The organism is Psychrobacter sp. NG254, assembly GCF_015277735.1.
Taxonomy (GTDB): domain Bacteria; phylum Pseudomonadota; class Gammaproteobacteria; order Pseudomonadales; family Moraxellaceae; genus Psychrobacter.
Genome location: NZ_JADHDA010000002.1, coordinates 248,611 through 271,834, shown reverse-complemented (window position 1 = coordinate 271,834; position 23,224 = coordinate 248,611). Strand labels below are relative to the sequence as shown.

The 23,224-nt window shown below is 45.0% G+C and carries 18 protein-coding genes; 11 read left to right on the top strand and 7 right to left on the bottom strand.

Going from position 1 to position 23,224, the window contains the following annotated elements; translation table 11 throughout:
- Positions 1-37 precede the first annotated feature (37 nt).
- Entirely contained in the window at positions 38-901 is an 864-nt protein-coding gene (gene aroE / locus IP510_RS03800; RefSeq protein WP_194363463.1) for a shikimate dehydrogenase, read from the top strand.
- A 57-nt stretch (positions 902-958) separates the two neighbouring features.
- Here the strand turns inward: aroE and IP510_RS03795 are convergent, their stop codons facing one another.
- Positions 959-2,080: an FUSC family protein gene (locus tag IP510_RS03795; protein WP_194363462.1), complete on the bottom strand. Its 1,122-nt coding sequence runs from the start codon at positions 2,078-2,080 to the stop codon at positions 959-961.
- A 393-nt stretch (positions 2,081-2,473) separates the two neighbouring features.
- Here IP510_RS03795 and IP510_RS03790 point away from each other — a divergent pair, with 393 nt between their 5' ends.
- Entirely contained in the window at positions 2,474-4,294 is a 1,821-nt protein-coding gene (locus IP510_RS03790; protein ID WP_194363461.1) for an acyl-CoA dehydrogenase C-terminal domain-containing protein, read from the top strand.
- A 152-nt stretch (positions 4,295-4,446) separates the two neighbouring features.
- Here IP510_RS03790 and IP510_RS03785 read toward each other — a convergent pair whose 3' ends face one another.
- Complete coding sequence (locus IP510_RS03785) at positions 4,447-4,815, bottom strand: 5-carboxymethyl-2-hydroxymuconate Delta-isomerase (RefSeq protein WP_194363460.1); 369 nt, start codon at positions 4,813-4,815, stop codon at positions 4,447-4,449.
- 83 nt (positions 4,816-4,898) lie between these two features.
- On the bottom strand, positions 4,899-5,387 hold the full coding sequence (gene ybaK, locus IP510_RS03780) for a Cys-tRNA(Pro) deacylase (protein WP_194363459.1): 489 nt from the start codon (positions 5,385-5,387) through the stop codon (positions 4,899-4,901).
- 247 nt (positions 5,388-5,634) lie between these two features.
- On the opposite strand from ybaK, the gene plsB reads away from it, so the two are divergent.
- The gene (gene plsB / locus IP510_RS03775) at positions 5,635-8,406 is read left to right on the top strand and encodes a glycerol-3-phosphate 1-O-acyltransferase PlsB (protein ID WP_194363458.1); all 2,772 of its coding nucleotides are present in this window, start codon (positions 5,635-5,637) and stop codon (positions 8,404-8,406) included.
- Positions 8,407-8,519: 113 nt separating this feature from the next.
- On the opposite strand, the gene ettA is transcribed toward plsB, so the two are convergent.
- Entirely contained in the window at positions 8,520-10,181 is a 1,662-nt protein-coding gene (ettA, locus tag IP510_RS03770; protein ID WP_194363457.1) for an energy-dependent translational throttle protein EttA, read from the bottom strand.
- Positions 10,182-10,628: 447 nt separating this feature from the next.
- On the opposite strand from ettA, the gene IP510_RS03765 reads away from it, so the two are divergent.
- From IP510_RS03765 to IP510_RS03750, 4 genes are all read left to right on the top strand, one after another.
- Entirely contained in the window at positions 10,629-11,861 is a 1,233-nt protein-coding gene (locus tag IP510_RS03765; protein ID WP_194363456.1) for a flavin reductase family protein, read from the top strand.
- Positions 11,862-12,020: 159 nt separating this feature from the next.
- Complete coding sequence (locus tag IP510_RS03760) at positions 12,021-13,448, top strand: fatty acid desaturase family protein (RefSeq protein WP_227669452.1); 1,428 nt, start codon at positions 12,021-12,023, stop codon at positions 13,446-13,448.
- Positions 13,449-13,651: 203 nt separating this feature from the next.
- Positions 13,652-13,945: a GNAT family N-acetyltransferase gene (locus tag IP510_RS03755; RefSeq protein ID WP_194363455.1), complete on the top strand. Its 294-nt coding sequence runs from the start codon at positions 13,652-13,654 to the stop codon at positions 13,943-13,945.
- A 154-nt stretch (positions 13,946-14,099) separates the two neighbouring features.
- Positions 14,100-14,393 carry a 4a-hydroxytetrahydrobiopterin dehydratase gene (locus IP510_RS03750; RefSeq protein ID WP_194363454.1) on the top strand — a complete coding sequence of 98 codons (294 nt, stop codon included), beginning with the start codon at positions 14,100-14,102 and terminating at the stop codon, positions 14,391-14,393.
- 79 nt (positions 14,394-14,472) lie between these two features.
- Here IP510_RS03750 and IP510_RS03745 read toward each other — a convergent pair whose 3' ends face one another.
- Positions 14,473-14,628, bottom strand: coding sequence for a DUF1328 domain-containing protein (locus tag IP510_RS03745; RefSeq protein ID WP_194363453.1), 156 nt, complete (start codon positions 14,626-14,628; stop codon positions 14,473-14,475).
- 463 nt (positions 14,629-15,091) lie between these two features.
- Here IP510_RS03745 and IP510_RS03740 point away from each other — a divergent pair, with 463 nt between their 5' ends.
- Together IP510_RS03740 and IP510_RS03735 are read left to right on the top strand one after the other, a co-directional pair.
- On the top strand, positions 15,092-16,378 hold the full coding sequence (locus IP510_RS03740) for a saccharopine dehydrogenase family protein (protein WP_194363452.1): 1,287 nt from the start codon (positions 15,092-15,094) through the stop codon (positions 16,376-16,378).
- Positions 16,379-16,981: 603 nt separating this feature from the next.
- A complete protein-coding gene (locus IP510_RS03735; RefSeq protein ID WP_194363451.1) occupies positions 16,982-17,578 on the top strand; it encodes a hypothetical protein in 597 nt (198 codons plus the stop codon).
- Between the two features lie 106 nt (positions 17,579-17,684).
- Here IP510_RS03735 and IP510_RS03730 read toward each other — a convergent pair whose 3' ends face one another.
- On the bottom strand, positions 17,685-20,222 hold the full coding sequence (locus IP510_RS03730) for a Tex family protein (RefSeq protein WP_194363450.1): 2,538 nt from the start codon (positions 20,220-20,222) through the stop codon (positions 17,685-17,687).
- A gap of 396 nt (positions 20,223-20,618) precedes the next feature.
- Between IP510_RS03730 and ompR the strand changes: the two genes are divergently transcribed.
- On the top strand, positions 20,619-21,377 hold the full coding sequence (gene ompR, locus IP510_RS03725; protein ID WP_194363449.1) for a two-component system response regulator OmpR: 759 nt from the start codon (positions 20,619-20,621) through the stop codon (positions 21,375-21,377).
- A gap of 76 nt (positions 21,378-21,453) precedes the next feature.
- Complete coding sequence (locus IP510_RS03720; protein WP_194363741.1) at positions 21,454-22,677, top strand: CobW family GTP-binding protein; 1,224 nt, start codon at positions 21,454-21,456, stop codon at positions 22,675-22,677.
- Positions 22,678-22,858: 181 nt separating this feature from the next.
- Here IP510_RS03720 and IP510_RS03715 read toward each other — a convergent pair whose 3' ends face one another.
- On the bottom strand, positions 22,859-23,125 hold the full coding sequence (locus tag IP510_RS03715) for a DksA/TraR family C4-type zinc finger protein (protein WP_194363448.1): 267 nt from the start codon (positions 23,123-23,125) through the stop codon (positions 22,859-22,861).
- Between the last annotated feature and the right edge of the window lie 99 nt (positions 23,126-23,224).

Here is a 23,224-nt window from a genome sequence, read left to right as displayed (position 1 = left end):
GCTCTATCTCTTGTCACCTTTCGCCACCGGACTTCTTATGACCCAACACTTTATCGTTATCGGCAACCCCATTGCCCACAGCAAATCTCCTGAGATTCATGAGCAGTTCGCGGTACAAGCTGGCATCGATATCAGTTATCAACGTCAGTACTGTCCTGATGATACTGCCAGTTTTATCGCAGTGGTGGAAGCTTTTTTTAATGGTGGCGGTGTGGGTACGAATGTGACGGTACCATTTAAACAAGTTGCTTATGATTGCTGCGCGGCACGTGGCGGACTATCCGCGCATGCCAAAACCGCAGGCGCTGTCAATACGCTAGCCATCAATCAAGAGATGCTGCAACAAGGCGCTTCATTAACAGAGGCGCTATACGGTGACAATACCGATGGACAAGGGCTTATTAATCACATGAATAGCTTGGGCTGGCCGCTGACCGGTGCTCGTGTGGCACTGATTGGCGCAGGCGGCGCAGCACGTGGTGTCATATTACCGCTTATTGAATCGGGTATAGGTACGCTCACTATCGCCAATCGCACAGAGAGCAAAGCGACCAATTTAGTAGATGAGCTGAGTACCGCGAGTGAGACTATCGGTAAACACAGTATCGAAACTTGTGCGACCAGTGAATTGACCGGACAATTTGATATCATTATCAATGCCACGTCTATCGGCTTATCAGGCGACACATTGCCACTGGATAATGATTTAAACTGCCACTACGCTTATGACATGATGTATGGACGTCCGCTGCCATTTTTGCAGCACTTTGCCGCGCGTGACGCGCAAACATCAGAAGGCTACGGCATGCTCATCGGGCAAGCAGCGCTCAGCTTTGAGCGCTGGACTGGCTACCAAATCGATGTTGCAACAGCCACTGAAGCATTGCGTCAAAATAAATAACACAGACTATTGAGCAATATTCAGTGTAACAAGCAGTGTAAAAGCAGCGACTGGCTATCAACTAAAGCGTGTCAGCAGCCAGTTCTCTAAACGTCGCAGCGGTACACGTAATCGCGTGGAGTGTATCGCTAACCCACCACCCAGACCAATCGCACAGCCAAGTGCAGTATCGATCATGCGCGCGTGAATGATAACGCCAGCCACAGGCGCTGCAAGCATCGTACTGCCATATTCTGCGATAAATATCGTCAAAGGCGTGATAAATATCACCGCCATGCCATAATGCCGATCGACAAACGACTCAATCAACAGCATCATGAGTAGTATCGAAATGGCAACGCCCCACACCGACAGCCCCCACGATAGCATCCAACCAGCGACGCCCATTCCGACCAACGTGCCCAACAGACGATGTAATTGCTTGATCCATATTGTCCGCATCTGCATGCCTTGGATAATAATAAAGCAGCTCATGGCCGCCCAATACGGATAAGGCATCTCTAACAATACGGCGATTACCAGTGCCAGACTGACAAAACTCACCACGATGAAACTATCACTGAGCATCTCTGGCTCATAGCAATAGGTAGGTGCAGAGACAATAGGGCGTGTCGCGAGTAAAAATAGCGTATAGAGCAACGCCAATAACATCGACGAGCCGCTACCCAACAACACAAGCCCGATCGCTGAAACCACATCCTCAAGCGGCACAGGGATAAACAGTGCAATCGCACCCGCCATCAATACAAATAATCCCGCTGGTGGCGGCTGTCGATAGTAACGACCCAGCATCACCACACCAAAACCAATCAGCATAAATACAGGTAGTCGCAGGACAGACAACTGCTGTGCCATAAGCCCCAGCGCAAAACTGAGAATCATAGCAAACCCCCACGCCATGACCGTCACCAATCGATAAGGCAGGGCACCGACCAATGGCAAGTTCAAAATAATCATCGACCCAAGCGAGGTTTTGATGCCAGAAGATAAGTCGCCAAAGTAAGCACCCACAAACACTGGAAAGCTGATAGCAATCGCCGCAATAATCGGCATATGCCACGGTCTTTGACTACGATTGACGGTCAGTAAATGATTCAGCTCACCATCGATAAGCAATGTCATACGTTCTAATAACACGGACAACCATGACACTCGTTTCTGTTTTTTTACTACAGTCATAAATGGCTTCCTTTGTATGATGAGTCCATTTTTTTGACGCTTTGTTTATTATCAATCGTCCATAATACATAAATGAAAAGCGCTGATAGCTAGTATTAAGATAAAACTAAATGTAATGTATAATATTGTTATACATGAATAATAGTTATTAATTGTATATTTGTCACTCTATAAGATTTATAATCATATCAACACCATAATAGCTGGGGTGACCAAAGTCACCTTAACTCATGGCACTCAATGCTAATAGCAAGAAGCGCCGTGTTTTCGCCAGCCCACATAATAATCTGTATTATCTACTACATCCAAAATAAGTGAACGTCGTTTACCTAAGCTGTGACTCATATACTGCGCCATAAGCCTATGATAGCGAACCAACCAAAGAGAGCGATTATGTTAACTTACAAAGCACCTCTACGTGATATCAAATTTTTGATTAATGATGTATTTGATTTTCAAACTCACTATAAAAGTTTAGATAACGGCGAAAACGCTGACCCTGAAACAATCGATATGATTTTGCAGGGTATGGCTGACTTTGCTGAAAACGTCCTTGCCCCTATCTATCAATCAGGTGATGAAGAAGGCTGTCATTTCGAAGATGGCGTAGTCACCACACCAAAAGGCTTCAAAGAAGCGTATGCCCAATTTGTAGAAGGCGGCTGGCAAGGTATCTCATACCCTGAAGAGTACGGCGGTATGAACCTGCCAACGTCAATCAACCTAATCAAAGCTGAAATGATAGGTACGGCTAACTGGCCTTGGGCGATGTACCCTGGCCTATCAACAGGCTGTATCAACACCCTACTCCAATATGGCAGTGACGAGCAAAAAGCGCTGTATTTGCCAAAACTAATCGAAGGCTCGTGGGCTGGTACCATGTGTCTGACTGAACCACAATGTGGTACGGACTTAGGTCAAGTTAAGTCAAAAGCCATTCCACAAGATGACGGTAGCTATAAAATCAGCGGTACCAAAATCTTTATCTCAAGCGGTGAGCATGACTTAACAGACAATATCGTTCATATTGTTTTAGCACGTCTACCGAACGCACCAGAAGGCACGCGCGGTATCTCGCTATTTATCGTACCAAAATTCACGCCAAATGCGGAAGGCGAATCTGGCGAGCGTAATGCGGTAGTCTGTGGTTCAATTGAACACAAAATGGGTATCAGCGCGTCTTCAACGTGTGTATTGAACTTTGATGGTGCTACTGGCTACCTGATTGGTGAACCGCACAAAGGCCTAAAAGCCATGTTCACCTTTATGAACACGGCCCGTATCGGTACTGGTATCCAAGGTCTGGCGCATACTGAGTTGTCTTTCCAAAACGCGTTACCGTATGCCAAAGAACGTCGTTCTATGCGTACGCTATCTGGTACTAAAGATCCTGAAAAAGTAGCAGATGCCATCATTCATCATGCTGATGTACGCCGTATGCTATTGACGCAAAAAGCCTTTGCTGAAGGCGGCCGCTCGATGATTTATCACTCAGCACGCTACGCCGATAAAATGGCACAGGGCATCATCAATGGCGATGATGAAGAGTTTGAAAAATGGGATGATAAATTAGGCTTCTATACGCCTATTCTAAAAGGCTTCTTGACTGAGCTAGGTATCGAAGCGGCCAAACATGGTCAGCAGATCTATGGCGGCCACGGCTATATCAAAGAGTGGGGCATGGAGCTGATCGCTCGTGATGCACGTATCGCAACGATGTACGAAGGCACCACTGGTGTACAGGCGCTTGATTTGTTAGGTCGTAAGGTTATCTTGCAATCCAAAGGTAAAATCATCCGTGATTACACCTCTAGCATCATGAAATGGTGTGGCGAGTATGCGCTTGATAAAGACATGCGTAAATTCGTTTGGGCGCTAACCAAACTATGTGCTGAATGGAACACCTTGACCGTACGCTTGATGCTAATGGCACGTAAAGATCGTGAAATTATCTCAGCGGCATCAGATGACTTCTTGATGTACTCAGGTTATGTGATGATGGGCTATCATTGGGCACGTATGGCAGCAGTGTCGTACGAAAAACTCAAAAATGGTGGTACTGAATCACCAGAGTTCTACAAAGCCAAAATTCAAACAGCTGAATTCTACTTTGATAAATTATTGCCACGCACTTCAGGCCATGCCGAAGCCATGGTCGCACCAAGCGATAGCATGACCTCTATGGAAATTGAGAACTTCGCTTTCTTAGACTAAAATATTTCTTAGTCTAAGATTCAATAGAAATTAATCAATAAAAAAGCGCCTATTATGTAGGCGCTTTTTTATTGTCTGTCCAAAACCAATCAAGCTACTTTTGAGCTGCACAGGGTATTAGAGTGAGCTATCTGTATTATTAAGGCCGTTTATTAGAGCATTTTTTTATGATAGACCGCACTAATCTCTTCGACTTCGACACATATTTGCAATGCGACTCGGCCTGACTGCTCGGCACCTAGTATATCTTCTATGGCTGTCGTCAGTAGCTCTGCCAACTGATTGCGAACGGCGATATCGCGTCCCGTCATCATCTTTAAATGGGCATAAATAAATCCATTGGCCTGTTCATCATCTTCTACACCCACCAAAAATGTCTGAATAGGTAAGATACGCGCTTTGATATCAGTTTGTTGTTTGAACTGACCACTGTCCCATAGCACTTTATTGAGTGACTTAAGCAATGATTCTTCATGAGCAATACTGACGTTAGGCGTCACTTGAATGGTTAAATGCGGCATCGGTATGTCCTTATTAAGTATAGATAAAAAGTAATGGATAATCGGGTATGGCAGTTTACGTTTACTCTCACTGCCGTAAAAACTTATTCGTCAGTAATATCTGTAAAGACAGCAGCCAGTGTATTGGCCAGTTGCATCGGTGGCAGCTCAATCTCTAGGCCACGGCGACCGCCGCTCACATAGATGCTTGGCTGCTCTTGAGCGGTCATATCTATCACTGTTTTTAGACGCTTTTTTTGACCCAATGGACTGACGCCGCCTAGCACATAGCCTGTACTACGCTCTACCTGTTTGGGATCTGCCATCTGTACTTTTTTGCAGGCCAGCAATTTATGAGCCGATAAGGCTTTGGCCATTTTTTTAAAGTTAAGCGTTTTATCCACTGGCAATATCGCCACCGCAAGCGCGCCTGTGTCCGTCGCTACAACGAGCGTCTTGAACACTTGTGTCACAGCCACGCCAAGCTTTTCAGCGGCTTCTAAGCCAAACGAGGCTGCATGGCTGTCATGAGTGTATTCGTGTACTTGATAGTCAAGCCCAGATTTTTTGGCAAGGTCAATAGCTGGCGTCATAAGGTTTTGTCTTCATCAAATAGACATAAAAGAATAGATATTAAACTGAATAATTAGCAATTATGCAAATGTATTATTGCGCCAAACGCGTTAACTTTCAAACACCTGAGCATGTGTAAGATTGACCACTCACTGCAGCGTAACTAGGACGTATTAATATTGGCAGTATGTACAGACACTATATATCGCTTTGATAGCTTTTATGGCATCATAAGCGCAACATATTTGACTAATTTTGATATCCATTATGATACCCAGTTTCTTAAAGAATAAGTTCCTAAAAAAACGGATTTTTAAAGCGCCCGTGGCGACTGATAGCACCGCTGAAACGGCGACTGATTCAGCTGCCATCAAGCCTTATGCTAATGCGCCGATCAATCAGCTCTACCGTAAGCTATCGGGTCAGCTACTCGACGTCGCCGTCAAGCCTAAGCTATTAGGTGAGTTGCCTGAGTTCGATAATGACGATCAGACAATCAGATTTTATGTGTTGCAAGATTATTCTCGCTCCAACAGTATCTTGATTGACTTACAGACACAAGAGCATAAATTACCACCGGCACTGGTTGGGGTATATGATGCCGCGCACGATATCAAAGAAAATGCGGCCATTATATTTTTGAATCATCCACATGCCAAAGACAGCCAGCTATCACCTCGCCTGTCTCGTTTGGTCTCTGCGGTACTGCAAAACCCTGAACTAAAGGTACATCTGGTACCGGTATCTATTCTTTGGGGGCGCGCACCTGAAAAAGAGGACTCGCTGTTCAAACTACTGACGGCAGACAACTGGCAAGACCCTAGTATCACAAAACAGCTATTTAATATCGGTGTGATGGGCCGCGATACTTTTGTACAGTTTCATCCACCGCAGGATTTGCGCACGCTTATTAATAGTCATCTGAGCGGTGACGTAGAAGGGCCTGCTATTTTTGATTCGGTTGCGTCTGACACGCAAAAGACAGCACCAACCAATACGCATCCTGATTCATCAGTGCAAGCTGATGAGTTACCCAGCTATGCATTAGTCGCAGCAGCGGATAGCAACCGTGAACTGGTCCGGGCTCTACAGCAGCAACTATCGACTTATTTAGATAAGCAGCGTGCCAGCATGCTCGGTCCTGACCTATCAGACAGACGCAACTTGGTAGACAAACTGGTGTACTCGCCTGCCATCAAACATGCGATAGAGATGGAAGCCGCCGAGACCGGTACCAGTGTTCGGGAGGCTCGCAGTCAGGCCAGAGGCTATGCCAATGAGATGGTCAATGACTATTCACATTCTATCATTCGCGGGTTTTATAAGTTTTTGACTTGGTTGTGGACGCAGTTATACGATGGCGTCGAAGTACATCACTTTGAGCGCGTACGTGATCTTGCGACCGATTATGAGCTGATTTATGTGCCTTGCCATCGTAGCCATGTTGACTATCTATTACTGTCTTATGTCATCTACAAGCGTGGCCTTAGCATCCCTTATGTGGCAGCAGGTGATAATTTAGATGTACCTGTATTGGGCCCACTATTGCGCGGTGCAGTCGCTTTTTATATACGTCGTAGCTTCCGTGGTAACGCGCTGTATACTGCGGTATTGCGTGAGTATATGCACACCCTCATTACTCGTAATACACCGATTGAATACTTCATCGAAGGTGGTCGCTCACGTTCTGGTCGCTTGCTACCACCTAAGATGGGTATGCTGGCGATGACGGTACACAGCCAATTGCGCCAAACCAATAAACCTGTGGTGTTCATTCCAACTTATATTGGCTACGAACGTATTATGGAAGGTGGCACTTATATTGGTGAGCTCAAAGGTAAGCCAAAAGAGTCAGAGTCTCTCATCGGACTGCTCAAAGTGGGTCGTAAGATTGAGCGTATCTTTGGCAATGTGCATTTAAGTTTCGGGACACCATTGCACCTCACCGAATTTATGAAAAAGTTTGATGTGCCTGCCAGTAGTTTGCCCTCAGATCGCACGGACTCGCCACTCGATGAAAAAACCAGCGCCATGGTGGATAATATCGGCGTAAAAATCATGCAGCATATCAATAAAGCTGCGGTTGTGACGCCAGTGTCGCTGCTATCATTGGTCCTACTATCAGCACCGAAAGCAGCACTGGATGAAAATAGCTGCCGTGAGCAAATCGCACTGTACCAAGGTCTGGCGCAGCAGCTTGCTTATTCAGATGATACTGTCATCACCGATATGACACCGCAGCAAATCATTGATTATGGTATCAAGCTCAAGCTTATCGAGCGCACCCCGCATATCTTGGGCGACATCATTCAAGTCGCAGGCAAGCAAGCGGCACTACTGAGCTACTTCCGTAATAATATTTTGCATGTCTTTATTCTGCTATCTTTCTTATCGGCGCTCGTGGCACGTAACGGTCGTATCAAACGCAGTCGTCTAGATAGTATCGCCGAGCAGTTGTACCCGTTCTTGCAAAGCGAGCTGTTTTTGTATTATCCAGCGCATGGCCTAGCTGAAACCCTCAACAAAAAAGTCGATAGTCTGCTCTCTCATGGATTGATCGTTGATCTGGGTGATGACGTACTCAGCGTTCCTGAGTCAAACAGCAAGTCTTATCAGCAGCTACAAGCACTGGCAACACCTGTTGGACAGAGTCTTGAGCGTTACTTTATGACGCTTGCCCTACTCGCGCAGCAAGGCTCAGGTAATTTGACCGAAAATGAAGTCGTTGATCTGTGCCATTTGCTCGGACAGCGTTTGTCCGTGCTCTACGCAGACGACATTCCTGACTTCTTTGATCGCGCCTTGTTTACCAGTTTCATCGGCGCTCTGACCCGTCTCGATTATCTACAAAAAGACGAGGCTGGTGTGTTGACCTTTGATCATCGTATCAATGACATTGCGCATCACGCCAAGTACGTCCTAACGCCTGATATGATGCAAATCTTGCAGCAAGTTGCCAGCTTAGATGAAGATGAAATCACTCACGCCATTACTGAAATTAGCAATAAAAAGCAGCGTAAATTTGGCCGCAAACGCTAATTAACTCCTAGCTATATTTAGTAGATTAAGCACAAAAAAAGACCTCTAACGATTAGAGGTCTTTTTATTGCATTTGAATATCCTAAAGAACAGTAATAGTCTAAACAGCCGTATTAGTTGGTAATTTTCTTATACTTGGCACGTTTAGGACTGGCGTCATCACCCATGGTCTTTTTGCGATAGGTTTCAAACTCAGAGTAGTTACCATCGTACCAAACAGGGCCTTCTTCTTCGAATGCCAAGATGTGGGTCGCGATACGATCAAGGAACCAGCGATCATGCGAGACGACCATGACGGTACCTGGGAATACTTGAATCGCATCCTCTAGCGCACGTAAGGTTTCGATATCCAAATCGTTTGATGGTTCATCGAGTAGCAATACGTTTGCACCCTGCTTTAGGGTTTTTGCCAGTTGCAGACGGTTACGCTCACCACCTGATAGTTGGCCGACACGTTTTTGCTGATCTGAGCCTTTGAAATTAAAGCGGCCGATATACGCACGGCTAGGCGTGGTGTAATCACCAACCGTAATGATGTCAAGACCGTCAGACACTTCTTCCCAAACGGTTTTGCTATCATCTAAATGATCACGTACCTGACCGACATAAGCAACTTTGACACTTTCGCCCAAATCAACGGTTCCAGTATCTGGGGTGTCACGCTCAGTAATCATGTTAAATAGTGTGGTTTTACCCGCACCATTTGGACCGATGATACCGACGATCGCACCAGCTGGCACGTTAAAGCTTAGGTTTTCATAAAGCAAACGATCGCCAAATGATTTAGAGATATCGTTAATCTCAATAACCTTGTTACCCAAACGTGGACCAGGTGGAATATAAATTTCAGCCGTCTCATTGCGCTGCTGGAACTCGGTTGAGTTCAACTCTTCAAAACGCTGTACACGAGACTTAGATTTGGCTTGTTGGCCTTTTTGGTTTTTGCGAATCCACTCAAGCTCTTTTTTCAGCGCTTTAGCAAACGATTCTTCTTGCTTGTTCTGCTGCTCTAGACGCGTGTTCTTTTGCTCGAGCCACTCAGTATAGTTGCCTTCATATGGATAGCCATGGCCACGGTCAAGCTCTAGAATCCACTGAGCAACATTATCCAAGAAATATCTATCATGGGTAATAGCAACGATGGTACCACTGTAGTTCTGCAAGAACTGCTCTAGCCATGCGACGGATTCTGCGTCCAAATGGTTGGTCGGTTCGTCAAGTAATAGCATGTCAGGGCGAGACAATAGCAAACGGCACAGTGCTACACGGCGTTTTTCACCACCAGACAGTTTGCTAACGTCCGCATCCCATGGTGGCAGACGTAGCGCATCGGCTGCTTTTTCTAGCTGATTGTTTAAGTTATGCGCATCCCAAGCTTGGATGATGTCTTCCATCTTGCCTTGCTCTTCAGCAAGCTTATCAAAATCAGCATCAGGCTCTGCATATTCTGCATAGATAGCATCTAGACGTGCGAGTGCATCTAATGCTTCACGCATACCGTCTTCGACATTACCACGAACGTCTTTACTGTCATCAAGCTGTGGTTCCTGCGGCAGATAGCCGACTTTGGTACCAGCTTGCGCACGTGCTTCACCACTGAACTCAGTGTCGACGCCTGCCATGATGCGTAGCAACGTTGATTTACCTGAACCGTTGATACCTAGGACACCAATTTTGGCACCTGGGAAAAACGACAGATTGATATTTTTTAAAATTTCACGCTTAGGGGGAACAAGTTTTGACACGTTGTTCATCGTGTAAATATATTGAGCCATTAACACTCCGATAGACTGCATAGAAGAGAACAGCAAATGCAACTCGGCGATGATGCCAAGCGTGCCGTACCTCAAAATCAGGGTTACAAATTATAAGCCATTATCGCATTGTGGCGCATACCCTGCAAGCTGACAGGTTGTTTTAACACCTGTTTTGCGACTTTTGTCACCGTCAGCGGTAGTTTATCGCTAAAAGCCACTAAAAACCTATAGTGCCACTGACATGGTTAACATTTTGATTCAATACTGTTTTATAAAGCCCACAAAAAATAGCATCAAAACTTTCGCAAATTTAATCAATAGCCGTTAGCATGTTAGGGTAACTTAATAGACGTGAGCAGATTGAGTTGAGATACAGTCGATAAAGTCATCGATACTCTGACTGAAAATTTGTGACGCACACTACTTAACAACCCATTTAATAGCATTCATAAAGGTATGAATTATATGGCCACCGGCTACCGCCCTGAAATTGTTCAACGTGCGTTTGTCGATTTTATCGGGTCGCGCTTGCATCCGTTTCGGTCATTGACCACACCAAAGCTGCGCCTCGTTGCGCGGTATGAGCTAAGTGACGACCTGATAGCGCTTCGATTTGAAACCAATAGAGCCTTTAGGCAGCAAACGAATGGCGCAAAATCAGGCTGGCAAGGCGGTCAGTATATTGATTTGCGTGTTTTGATTGATGGCATTTATCATCAGCGCAGTTATTCGCTGGTGGGTTTGGCTAATCGGCCCCTATGGTGGCACGATGCCATTGTCGATAGTGCTCCTATCAAATCTAAGCGCCATACGGTGACGATTGCGATTAAGGCGCAGGGCATGGTCTCCCGTTACTTAACCAAACATCTACCGATTGGCGCGACCATCAATACGAGCGTCCCACGTGGTCATTTTACGTTAGCACAGTCATTGATGACCGCGCAGAGAGAAGCTTCGAATAGAGAACACTCAGACAAAGACAATTTTCAGAAAAACACTTTGCTATTCATCGCAGGTGGCAGCGGTATCACCCCCATGCTAGGGCTCATTACTCAAGCATTAAACAATCAGCATCAGGTCGTACTGCTGCATTACAACCGCACTGAGTTGGCTTCATTCACTCAGCAGTGGCAGCAGCTGCATGCAGCATATCCAAACTCATTTAGGTATCATCTGATTAACACCGAAGACCAAAACAGCTACTTGTCAGGTAGTCGACATTTAACGACAGACAGCTTATTATCATTAAACCTACCATGGGCAGATACGCAGATATTTGCGTGCGGCTCACAGGCATTATTGGTAGGTTTATACCAAGCAGCGACGGACATCACACTACCGCAGGGCAGATATCTGCGCGACAGCATTACGATAGAAAACTTCGGCAGTGCGTTGGCTGATATTAGTTTTGACCGTCACCAAACTGGCGATAAAGCAATCAATGTACAAGAGCACACTATTTACCTGCGAGCGCGGCAACGGCAGTTTAGCAGTGACACGACTTTGCTCGCGGCGGCTGAGCGTGAAAATATACGCTTAGCCTATGGTTGCAGGCAAGGTGTGTGTCAATTATGCCGATGTAATAAAGTGAGCGGCGTGGTCAAAAACATCCAAACCGGTCGGCTAAGTGGCGATGGTTATGAGCCGATTCAGACTTGTATCAACATCGCGATGACTGACGTGGTGTTGGATATCTAGGACATACGATTGATTAATTGCTAGCCAGTTTAACAGCCCTTTGCTATTTCATATGATGTGCCCAACTCTGTATCAACGCTGTCTGTGTGAACACTCAGCCGACTCATTAAACCGAACTCAGTACTGCTTATTCGTGCCATGTCGGTTAAGGATTTATTTATGCGCTTATTACCCCCTATTATGACACCGAAATCTGCTGTACCGATTTTTACTCCGTTGTCGGGCATCCAACTGGCAAGTCAGGCACGTGTGCCACTCGCGCCAAAAGCACCTTACGCTCATGATAATGATGCCGCCGATGACAGCACCAAGTCCAATCAGACTTTATCGTCAGTTCGGTATCCAACGCTGACAAGTGCACCCTTGACCAAAGCACAAAGCGATGCGCTAGCCGTAGAGCTAAACGAGATATATGCAAATGTGATGGACTCATTAGGTAGCGACGATACCAAATACATTCAGCGGGTTTATGCCACAGTGGTCTATAGTGAAATTATCGCTCGTGGCCTGCTTGCAGCAGCTGGGCGTATGCCATCGAAACGCAGTCTAGCCGCTACTTGGCTATTCGGCACCTCTCTACTGAGCTTCAGTAAAATTTTGAATAATATGGAGCTTGGACATAACGTCATGCACGGGCAATATGACTGGATGCAGCATCCCTATCTCAACAGTCAAAAATTTGATTGGGACATCGTTTGCCCTGCACCGCTATGGCAACACTCTCATAATTATTTGCATCATACCTTTACCAATATCGTAGGCCGCGATCATGATGTGGGTTACCATTTAATTCGGGTCACTGATGAGCAGCCTTGGGTGCCAGAAGACCGTTATAACCTGCTTAGTACCGCAGGATTAGCACTTGGCTTTGAATGGGCCGTTGCTTTTCATGACATTCAGATCAGTGCCGATGAGTATGCAGACTCACCTGATTTGCATGACATCATGCAGCAGAAATCTCGCGCACTGTTTGCCAAAATTGGTCGTCAAGTAGGCAAAGATTATGTTGCATTGCCAGCGATAGCAGCAGTGACACTAGGTCATCGCAGTGCACTAAGCACATTGGGTGGGAACATGACAGCCAATACTGTCCGTAATCTATGGACGTGGGCGGTGATTTTCTGCGGGCATTTCACTGAGCAGGCACATATCTATACCCACCTTGATGCTGATGAAACCAAAGGCGACTGGTATGTACGCCAGATATTGGGTTCTAGCAACATCAAAGGCAGCAAATGGTTTCATATTATGACAGGCAACTTATCCCATCAGATTGAGCACCATATCTTCCCTGATATGCCAGCCCGCCACTATGCAAAGATTGCGCCGCAAGTGCAAGCCCTATGCCTTAAGTATGGTCTGAGTTACAACACAGGCAGCTTTGGTACGCAGCTTCGACAAGTCATTGGTCGTATTCACCACTTTAGCAAACCTAGCGTAAAAGAGCGGCAAGAGTATGAACAGTCTATCGTAAATGCTGATAATACTATCCGCCACAGTGCCCAGACAGAAATCCAAGCGGAAGGTGGCCTCAGTCGGTTTTTGCCACCAGTGGTTCAAAAAGCCATATCCTATGCATGGGGCTAGGATAAAAAGTCACTATTTATGATATAGATGAGATTAACGATTGCCCTATCTGTTATTACGGTAAGGGTCTAGATTGTTTGGCCTTGATGCTACATACTAAACTAGCAACATAGGGTTTTATGGACCGATACTGCTAGAGCATCAAAATTTAGAAAATACTTAATTTATAATAAAAATTCGATAATAATAAGGGGAGTTTATCAATGAGCACTCAAGATTCTAAGCAAAACCTAGACATTACTCACAATGAGTCAGCAAAACGTTTTGAGACAAACATCGACGGTCATACAGGTTATATCAGCTATCAGAATAATGGGGATAAGTTGGTATATGATCACACTATCGTCCCCGAGCAATTGGGCGGACGCGGTGTTGGTTCAGCATTAGTGAAGCATGCATTGAACTATGCGCGTGAGCAAAATAAAAAGGTCATGCCTCAGTGCTCATTTGTCGCCTCGTATATCAGCAAACATCCTGAATATCAGGATTTGGTTTAGACTGTCACGGTTCTGTATTTAATAGCATCGAGTACGCCCAACATTGAGCACATTAGAGATATAATATATCTATCTTGGATTAGGAGAGACACGTAGCACTACCCTAGTAGCACTTTTAATAAACCAATTCGACATAACAATAAAGGTTATTAATATGAGTAGTTTATCTGACAAACAAATCAATATGCAGCTAGAAGATCTGCCGGGCTGGCAGCGTGATGGCAATAGTATTGTCAAAACCTATCACTTTAGCGATTTCATTGAAGCCATGAGCTTTATGAATCAAGCAGCATTTCATGCTGAAGCAATCGAACATCATCCTGAATGGCGTAATACGTATAACATAGTAGAGGTACGCTTAACCAATCAGGATACAGGCGGTATCTCTAGTTTGGATATTCGCTTAGCGAAGCGCATGGAACATATCGTTCAGCCAAAGCGTCTATAAAAATCTAAGCATAAAAAAAGCCCTCAATTGAGGACTTTTTTTTGCTTGAGATATATTTTCTTTAGAACGTACTTCCAAGTTACATCTTGCGGCTGACGAACGCGACAATGAATAAGATCACTGCAACTGCTAAAAAGATATATGCCAAATTAGCAGATAAGCCAGCCACGCCGCCAAAACCTAGGAAACTTGCCAACAGCGCAACCACTGCAAAAATAATAGCCCAACGAAACATAATATTCTCCTCAAATAATTGTTAAAAAACCAGATAGTGAACTTATATAGTATCCATTTAACTTTTTGTTTTTTTAATACTAGTCATATCTGTGTACAAACATAGAGTAGCAATATTTTTTTCTAAAAAACGTGCACTTTAGTAATGATGTCGGTAGGTTATGTAAACTTTGTAGCAAGTCGTCATACCTTTTATTTTTTCTTGTCTCGGTGAGTGCAAGTTATACATTAGTATGTTTGGCGAGGATGACGATGTAGCGGATTTATGTGGATTTAACTATATTTTATAATGCCGTATAGATAACTCTAGCGTTGTCTATCGACACTTTAGCATCACGATAGCTTTTTTGAGACATAAGTTTACCAATGGAAACTGTAGCGACCCCATAAACTCCTAACGTATCCAAACAACTTGGTTTATAGTTTACTGTCTATTCATCATAAATTTATTAAGGACAATACCTATGAATACCGAGACGGATACTGCAGACTCAACAGCACAGAACAGTAGTGAAACACGCCCTTATGCCGTTGTGTTATACGGTGCAACCAGTTTTGTGGGACAAATCACCGCCCATTATTTGGCCACGTTTTTGGCTGATGCCAAAAATACAGATGGCTCTGCTGTCACGTGGGCGATCGCAGGGCGTGACGAAGACAAGCTGAATAAATTGCAGTCCAAGCTTGATAGCCAAGTCGATATGATCATTGCCAACAGTAAAGACGCGGCCAGCCTAGATGACATGACCAAACAAACTAAGGTCATCATCTCAACCGTAGGGCCTTATCTTAAATACGGTGAGCCTTTAATTAAATCCTGTACCAAAAACGGTACCGATTATGTCGATCTGACTGGCGAGGCGATATTTATCAAAGATATGATGGACAAATATCAAGACGCTGCCAAACAAAGTGGCGCACGTATCGTCAACTCATGTGGGTTTGATTCTATTCCATCAGATTTGGGCGTTTACTTTACGCAAGCCAAAGCAGAAGAAGCATTTGGTGAAACCTGTAATGTGATTAACATGCGTGTCAAAGCAGCCAAAGGCGGCATCTCTGGCGGCACTATCGCCTCGATGGCAACTATCTTTGAAGAAGCTGGTCAAGACAAAGCACGTCGCAAACAAGTCGCCAATCCTTATCTGCTGAATGATGACACCGATGCGCCAAGCGTGCGTCAGGACAATGTCAGCAAACCTTTATATGACAGCGAGCATAAACGCTGGCTAGCGCCTTTTGTCATGGCAACCATCAATACGCGTATCGTACATCGCAGCAATCAATTGCTAGGGTATGACTATGGTCGCGACTTTAAATACGATGAAGCCATGTGGATGCCGGATGGTATCAAAGGAAAAGTCTCAAGCTATGCCATGAGTGCAGGTTTATTGGGTTTTGCCACGGCCATGATGATCAAGCCGAGTCGTGAGCTACTGTCCAAGCATGTACTGCCAAAAGCAGGCTCAGGCCCCTCTAAAGACGATCAAGAAAATGGCTTTTTTGATATTCGTCATTTTGGCCAAACCACCAAACATGACACCATCACCGTTAAAGTGACAGGTGATCGAGATCCTGGTTATGGCAGCACCTCTCGTATGCTGTCACAAGCGGCACTGTGTCTCGCGCTAGATGTCAGCAAAGAAGAGGTCGGCGGTGGATTTTGGACACCTGCTGCTGCTATGGGTGACAAGCTCATTACTCGCTTAGAAGCGCATGCTGGTCTCAGCTTTGAGGTAATTGACAGCTAACTGATTAGCCTTTTCTTTTTCATCTTTGAATACCGTGTCTTAGCAATGAGACACGGTTTTTTATTGGGCAATACTTATCATGACTTTAGCAGAAGTTCATAAAGCTCAATATCGTATTTCTTTGGTGAATAGTGTTGCGCTTTTCTGACTTTTTAATACGTTGTACATTGGGTTTTTTGTCGAAAAATAATAATACCTGTTGGCACGCCATACAGACTCGAGTCATTATTAAATTAATTCAAATAATGGAATATATAAAAATTTTATATGACAGGCTTACCTAATAGAAACAGTCGCTCATATTTATTATAGGTAGGTATAGGTCGGTCAATTGAAATATACAGATTAATATCGATGCTATTTAAAACGAAAGCCGATAGTGGACGATTGCACAACATCACAATAAAACATCAAGCTGTTAGAACCGCAATGAGTTTACTACTGAATCACAAGACCTATAACTGTTACTTTCCCTACAGCATTTTTGCACAGCGCAATAATAAATAATCCTAATAGAAAACTGATGACAGGTCAGCATTATTATTTAAGTACTGAATCACAGTTTCTAATCATTACCAATTTTATATGTTTTGGAGTTTTATCATGAAGAAAAATATCTTATCGTTAATCATGGGTGCCACGCTTGTATTACCAACGATGGCTATGGCTATGCCAACCAGTCATGGCGACATGATGCCGCCGAGTATGCCAAGCGTTTCTGCTAAGAGTACAGCACAGGCTAATATGCAAAGCCCTAGTGCTAAGCCAATGGCTCACCAGTCTAATGCAGTTGATATCGATGAATCTGATGATATGCAGATGGATGACGAATCAGGTGATATGGACGAAGACACTAGCGACATGAATTATGAATCTGGTGATATGAACAATGCACCTCATGATATGAATAAGCAAGCTAGCCCTGTGAATAACAATAATACGGCTGCAATGACACGCGCTGCAACAACCAACGCTACCACTGCTCGAGCACCTGTACCAAACACTCAAGCACCTAATATGCAGCATAGCAATGCAGACTATCAGCCATTAATTACAGGCGAAGCTGCTGCCGAAAACAAAATGGCCAATACTGCTAGTACCCTGCAAGAGAAAACAAAAGACAAGCGTGGTGAATTGTTAGCCACTCAGCCAGCCAATGTACAATTCAAAGAAAACCGCCGTATTGCTGTGTCACGCTAAAAACAGTTTTTGTAAAGCATGATTTTTATAGCGCTATGTTTTAACGCTTTATTTAGCACAAAAAAAGGCAGCCTTATGGCTGCCTTTTTTTGTGTGCTACTAATGATTATTTCTTGTTTTTGGTCACGCCAGCTTCTTGTAACAAGGCGCCAAACGTACCTAACTTGCTAGGTGCTTCTGCTTTTTCAGTTCTTGGTGCTTTAGCATGACTGCTATTAGCGTTGTCTTTATCCTGACGCTTACCACGCGGCTTAGACGGACGTTTATCCGCAGCTGGACGATTGCTACTTGGACGGTCACTACGCGAGCGAGCACCCTTCTCATCAGAACCCGCATCTTTAGTAGTCGGTTTTGCTGCTGGACGTGCTGACTTTTCAGATTCAGGCTTCATGCTAAAACCAATGCGACCTCGTTTTTCGTCAATAGAGATGACACGAACTGAGATGATATCGCCTGGTTTGACGCGATTCATCGGATCTGCGACAAAATCATTGGCCATTTGTGAGATATGTACCAGACCATCTTGGTGAACGCCAACATCGACGAAACAACCAAAGGCCGTCACATTCGTCACAACGCCTTCCAAGGTCATGCCTTCGCTCAAATCTTTGATGCCATTCACATCATCACGGAAATTAGCCGTTTTGAACTCTGGACGTGGATCACGTGCAGGTTTGGCAAGCTCTTCCATAATGGCTTTGACGCTGACATTGTCATCGTTAGCAGCCAGTGCAGTGGTATCGATAGTGTTTAGCACACCATCGTTACCGATCACTTCTGATAATGGCTTGTCAGCTTGTACCAATAAGCTACCCACTAATGCATAGCTTTCTGGATGCACACCGGTCGCATCAAGTGGATTGCTACCATTATGAATACGTAAAAAACCTGCTGCTTGCTCAAAAGTCTTAGCACCCAAGCGCGGCACGTTTTTGAGCGATTCGCGGCTATCAAAAGCACCATGCTCTTTGCGATAGGTGACGATTTGCTGTGCCACATTGCGATTAAGACCAGCAATGTGAGCTAAGATAGCTGGGCTTGCGGTATTTACATCGACACCAACCGCATTCACGCTGTCTTGAGTCACTTTATCGAGACTGTCTGCCAGCTGACTTTGGTTCACGTCATGCTGATATTGACCCACACCAATGGCTTTTGGATCTACTTTGACCAATTCTGATAGTGGATCTTGCAAGCGACGCGCGATAGAGACGGCTCCGCGTACAGACACATCCAAATTACCAAGCTCATCAGTGGCAAGCTCGCTGGCTGAATAAACAGAGGCTCCAGACTCATTGACGATGACTGCTTTGGCTTTTAATGCATCATTCGCGGCCAAAATCTCTTTGATCATTGCATCTGTTTCACGGCTTGCCGTACCATTACCGATAGCCACTAGATCCACATTATAAGTGCTTAATAGCTCATCGATGACTTTTTTGGCTTCACTCATCTTATTATCAGGGGCAAACGGATAAACGGTCGCGATGACAGGTTTCTCTTCGTTGTCTGACATAACATGACCTTGCGCATCGACGATGGCCATTTTGACGCCATGACGAATACCAGGATCGACACCTAAGATAACTTTGGGGCCTGCAGGCGCTGACATCAGTAGATGCTGTAAATTGCTAGCAAATACATCGATGGCATCGGCTTCTGCTGCCAAACGCTTTTCAGTTAACAGGCGATGCTCAATATGCGGGCGCCACTTGTCTTTCCACAAGCTACTGGCTGCTTCTGACAAAAACTCACTACGTTCAGAAGGTGCTTTAGCAGTAATCTCAAAATGCTGAATGATTTTGTCGATAAAAGGGGTATCTTCACCTTCAATCTTTAGACCTAAGACGTTTTCTTGACGACCACGTAACATCGCTAATAGGCGATGGTTGGGCAGACGCGCCAAGCTTTCGCTATGCTCAAAATAGTCTTTAAATTTCTCACCGACTTCACGCTTTTCGTCACTGGCAACGCTCGATACGATACTGGCGGTTTTGGCAAAACCATTGCGCAAGCTATCCAATAAGCCCAATGCTTGTGTCCATTCATCAACGATGATGGCTTGCACGCCGGCCAATTGTTTTTCGATGTCGCTAAAATCAACCTCGATCTCATTACCATTATCGTCAGTAATCGTTGACTGAACTTGGTAATCAGCCAGTGCTTCTGTTGGCGTAATCTCTTGCGTCAATACCGCCTGAGCAGCCACATCAAGACCAGCAGCACGAGCTTTGGCAGCTGGCGAACGACGACGTGGACGATATGGCAGATAGATATCTTCAAGCTCAAGCTTAGAGGTCGCATTATCAATACGCGTCTGTAGCTCATCGGTCATATTGCCCTGTGTGCTCAGCAGCTCAGTAATTTTGAGACGACGTGTGGCCATGTCACGCTCATAATTGAGTGACTTCTCTAAAGCACGCAACTGCGCATCATCAAGATTCTGGGTTTTCTCTTTGCGGTAACGCGCAATAAAGGGAACGGTCGCACCTTCATCGTAAAGTTTGACAAACGCATTGACTTGAGCAGTCTTAATGCCAAGCGCGCGAGCAAGCTTGTCGTGAATATTCGCGTGTGTGGTTGCATCCAAAACCTGTGCATTTGTCGAGGTTTGAGATGACGTTAAGGTATCAGTGCTACTCATATACGTATCAATCGTTGAGAAATGTAGCTTTGCATTATAGCAAAAGCTGCATGAATAAAAATCCTTTTTATCTTTTCGTTATTTATCGGCTGTTTTGCGGCTCAAATCGTTTTATATCATGCGTTCTGTCGCATCGTTAAACAAACGCATACAGCATTTATCTTTATGAGTGATGCAATTGGCCGTGCAATCTTATACACTAAAGTATCAATAGCGCGAATATTGATAGGTGCTGCCATATTGAACAATAGTCTTTGATTTTATGACGTACTTATTTTTGACCCATTATTAAATAATAATACTTGGTTAGCAGTCATTTTTACTCATGGCTTTTTATTTATAGTCTCTGCTAACCGCCGTTTTTGCTAACAATAATTTTTATAAGAGGATGCCTGTATGCCTGATAATAACAGCCCTGATACCTTGACCCAGCGTATTTTGGTCGTCGATGATGATGCCCGCCTACGCTCTTTGTTACAGCGCTTCCTAGAAGACGACGGCTTTGTGGTTCGTACTGCTCATGATGGCGGCCAGATGGACAAACTCATGCAGCGTGAGCTTTTCTCACTAGTGGTATTGGATTTGATGCTACCAGGCGAAGATGGCATCAGCATCTGTAAGCGTCTACGTGAAGACAACGCTGACATTCCAATCATTATGCTTACCGCTAAAGGTGGCGATGCCGATCGTATCGCAGGCCTAGAAGCTGGTGCAGATGATTATTTGCCGAAGCCTTTTAATCCAAAAGAATTGTTGGCTCGTATCAAAGCTGTACTGCGTCGTCAAAATCGTGAGCTACCAGGTGCACCAAGTCATCAGTTAGAAGTGGTTGAATTTGGTCCGTGGACGTTAGATCTATCGACTCGTACTCTCAAACGTGATGGTAATGTGGTCACGTTGACAACAGGTGAGTTTTCAGTATTAAAGGCATTGGTGCAACATCCACGTGAGCCATTGACCCGTGACAAACTGATGAACCTTGCTCGTGGTCGTGAATGGGGTGCGATGGAGCGCTCTATCGATGTACAGGTATCACGCCTGCGTCGACTGATTGAAAGCAACCCTTCACAGGCACGCTATATCCAGACCGTATGGGGCGTGGGCTATGTGTTCGTGCCTGACGAGACCGAAGTAGAAACTGCCAAAGGTGAGTAATTCTCGCTAAATATAAGTGTTGCCTAAAGCCTATCGTTAGGGCGTGTTCATGACACGCCCTAATATTTTCAAACACATGAGCCTACCTTTGAAACCATCTACTATTTTTCAAAACATACCCTGCACGTTAGTGACAGGGTTTTTGGGTGCTGGAAAAACCACTGTGATTAACCAGCTGCTTGCCACGAAACCTACTGACGAGCGCTGGGCTTTACTCATCAATGAGTTTGGTCGTATCGGTATCGATGGTGCGTTGCTAGCAAGCTCACAAGACAACACCGCTGAGCAAGACAGCATTGCGATTCGAGAAGTCAGTGGCGGCTGTATTTGTTGCACCAGTCAATTGCCTTTGCAAATCGCGATCAGTCGTCTGCTGAGCGACCACCACCCACAGCGCCTACTCATTGAGCCGACTGGGCTTGCCCATCCACGTGAACTGATACGACAACTGAGCGCTCCGCATTGGCAAACCGCTTTGAAAATGCAGGCGGTGATAACTGTACTCAGCGGCGTACAGTGGCAGCAGGTCAAGTATCGCACTCATGAAGGCTTTCAAGCGCATGTCCGTGATGCCGATGTACTGGTGGTCAATCGCTATGACCAACTGAATGCGAGCGAAAAACAAGCTTTGATAGAATGGATAGCCATGCTAAATTCGCAAACAAGCATCATTTGGGCAGTATCTGAGCCAATGACCACTGATACAACCGAGGCATCAGGTGTTGGTCTGGCAGAGGCTTATGCCGCAGCACTAAGTACCCAACTGAGTAAACCTAGCCAAGTTATCTCAGCACAGCGCAAAGTGGCTATTGCTCGCCCTCAACGGTCTACTGTCAGTTTACGACCGCAGACCAACTCTCTCGCAATGGCACCATCAGCGAGCACTGCTATAGATGAGAGTGATACCCAAAACATCACTGATACTGACCTGCCCTATCGTTACCATGAGAATCAGCAAGATTTGACCTTGGCAGGATGGCGACTGCCAGCAAGTTATAGGTTAAACGCTGATGATTTACAGAACTGGTTACTGGCGTTACCAAACTGGCAGCGTATCAAAGGTGTGGTACATACGTCTGATGGTTGGCTACAGATCAATTTCACCCCTGATAGCCTCACCACGAGCACAGTTGACGCACAGCCTGATAGCCGTTTAGAGATTATTTTGCAGTTAGAGGATATTTCCGATACTGCTGTGGAAGCCACAGACCCTCAGTATCCACCTAAATCATCAACTGCGATAGATTGGGAAGCTTGTGATCGTGAATTGATGGCCATGGTTATAGTCAATCCTCTATAAAAGAGTGACAGCGTTAACTTCACTTGAGGTATCCCATATACATCTGCACTCGGTTGCCTTGTCTCTCTTTTAAACTGAATCAACTATATAGGTAAGAACAATAACCTATGTTATCAATGTATAAATAATATCTACCACAAAAAAGCGACCCTGTTATGTTCATAACAGGGGCGCTTTTTGATTAACGTAATTGGCTGTCTTTACTACCGCGCCGGTTAAACAGTTCAGTGGCTTTTGCCTCTTGTTCAAGCTCTGTCTGACAACCAACGCAGTGCTGGATGCCAGGCACCGCTATCCGCCGTGCCTCCGGAATAGGATTGCCACATTCATCACAAAACTCAGCACTGACGCCCGTCGGTAATGAACGTCTCGCTCGCTCTAACGCATCATTTACCGTCGCATCCATCTGTTCGTGCTCAGCACCATCTCTTGACCAACCACCTGCCATAATTTTATCCTATTTATTATCATTAGATATTATAAATTGCTTTAATAACAGATAGATGGGGTTATATTGAGTCAATTACAAGCGATTAACGGCTATATA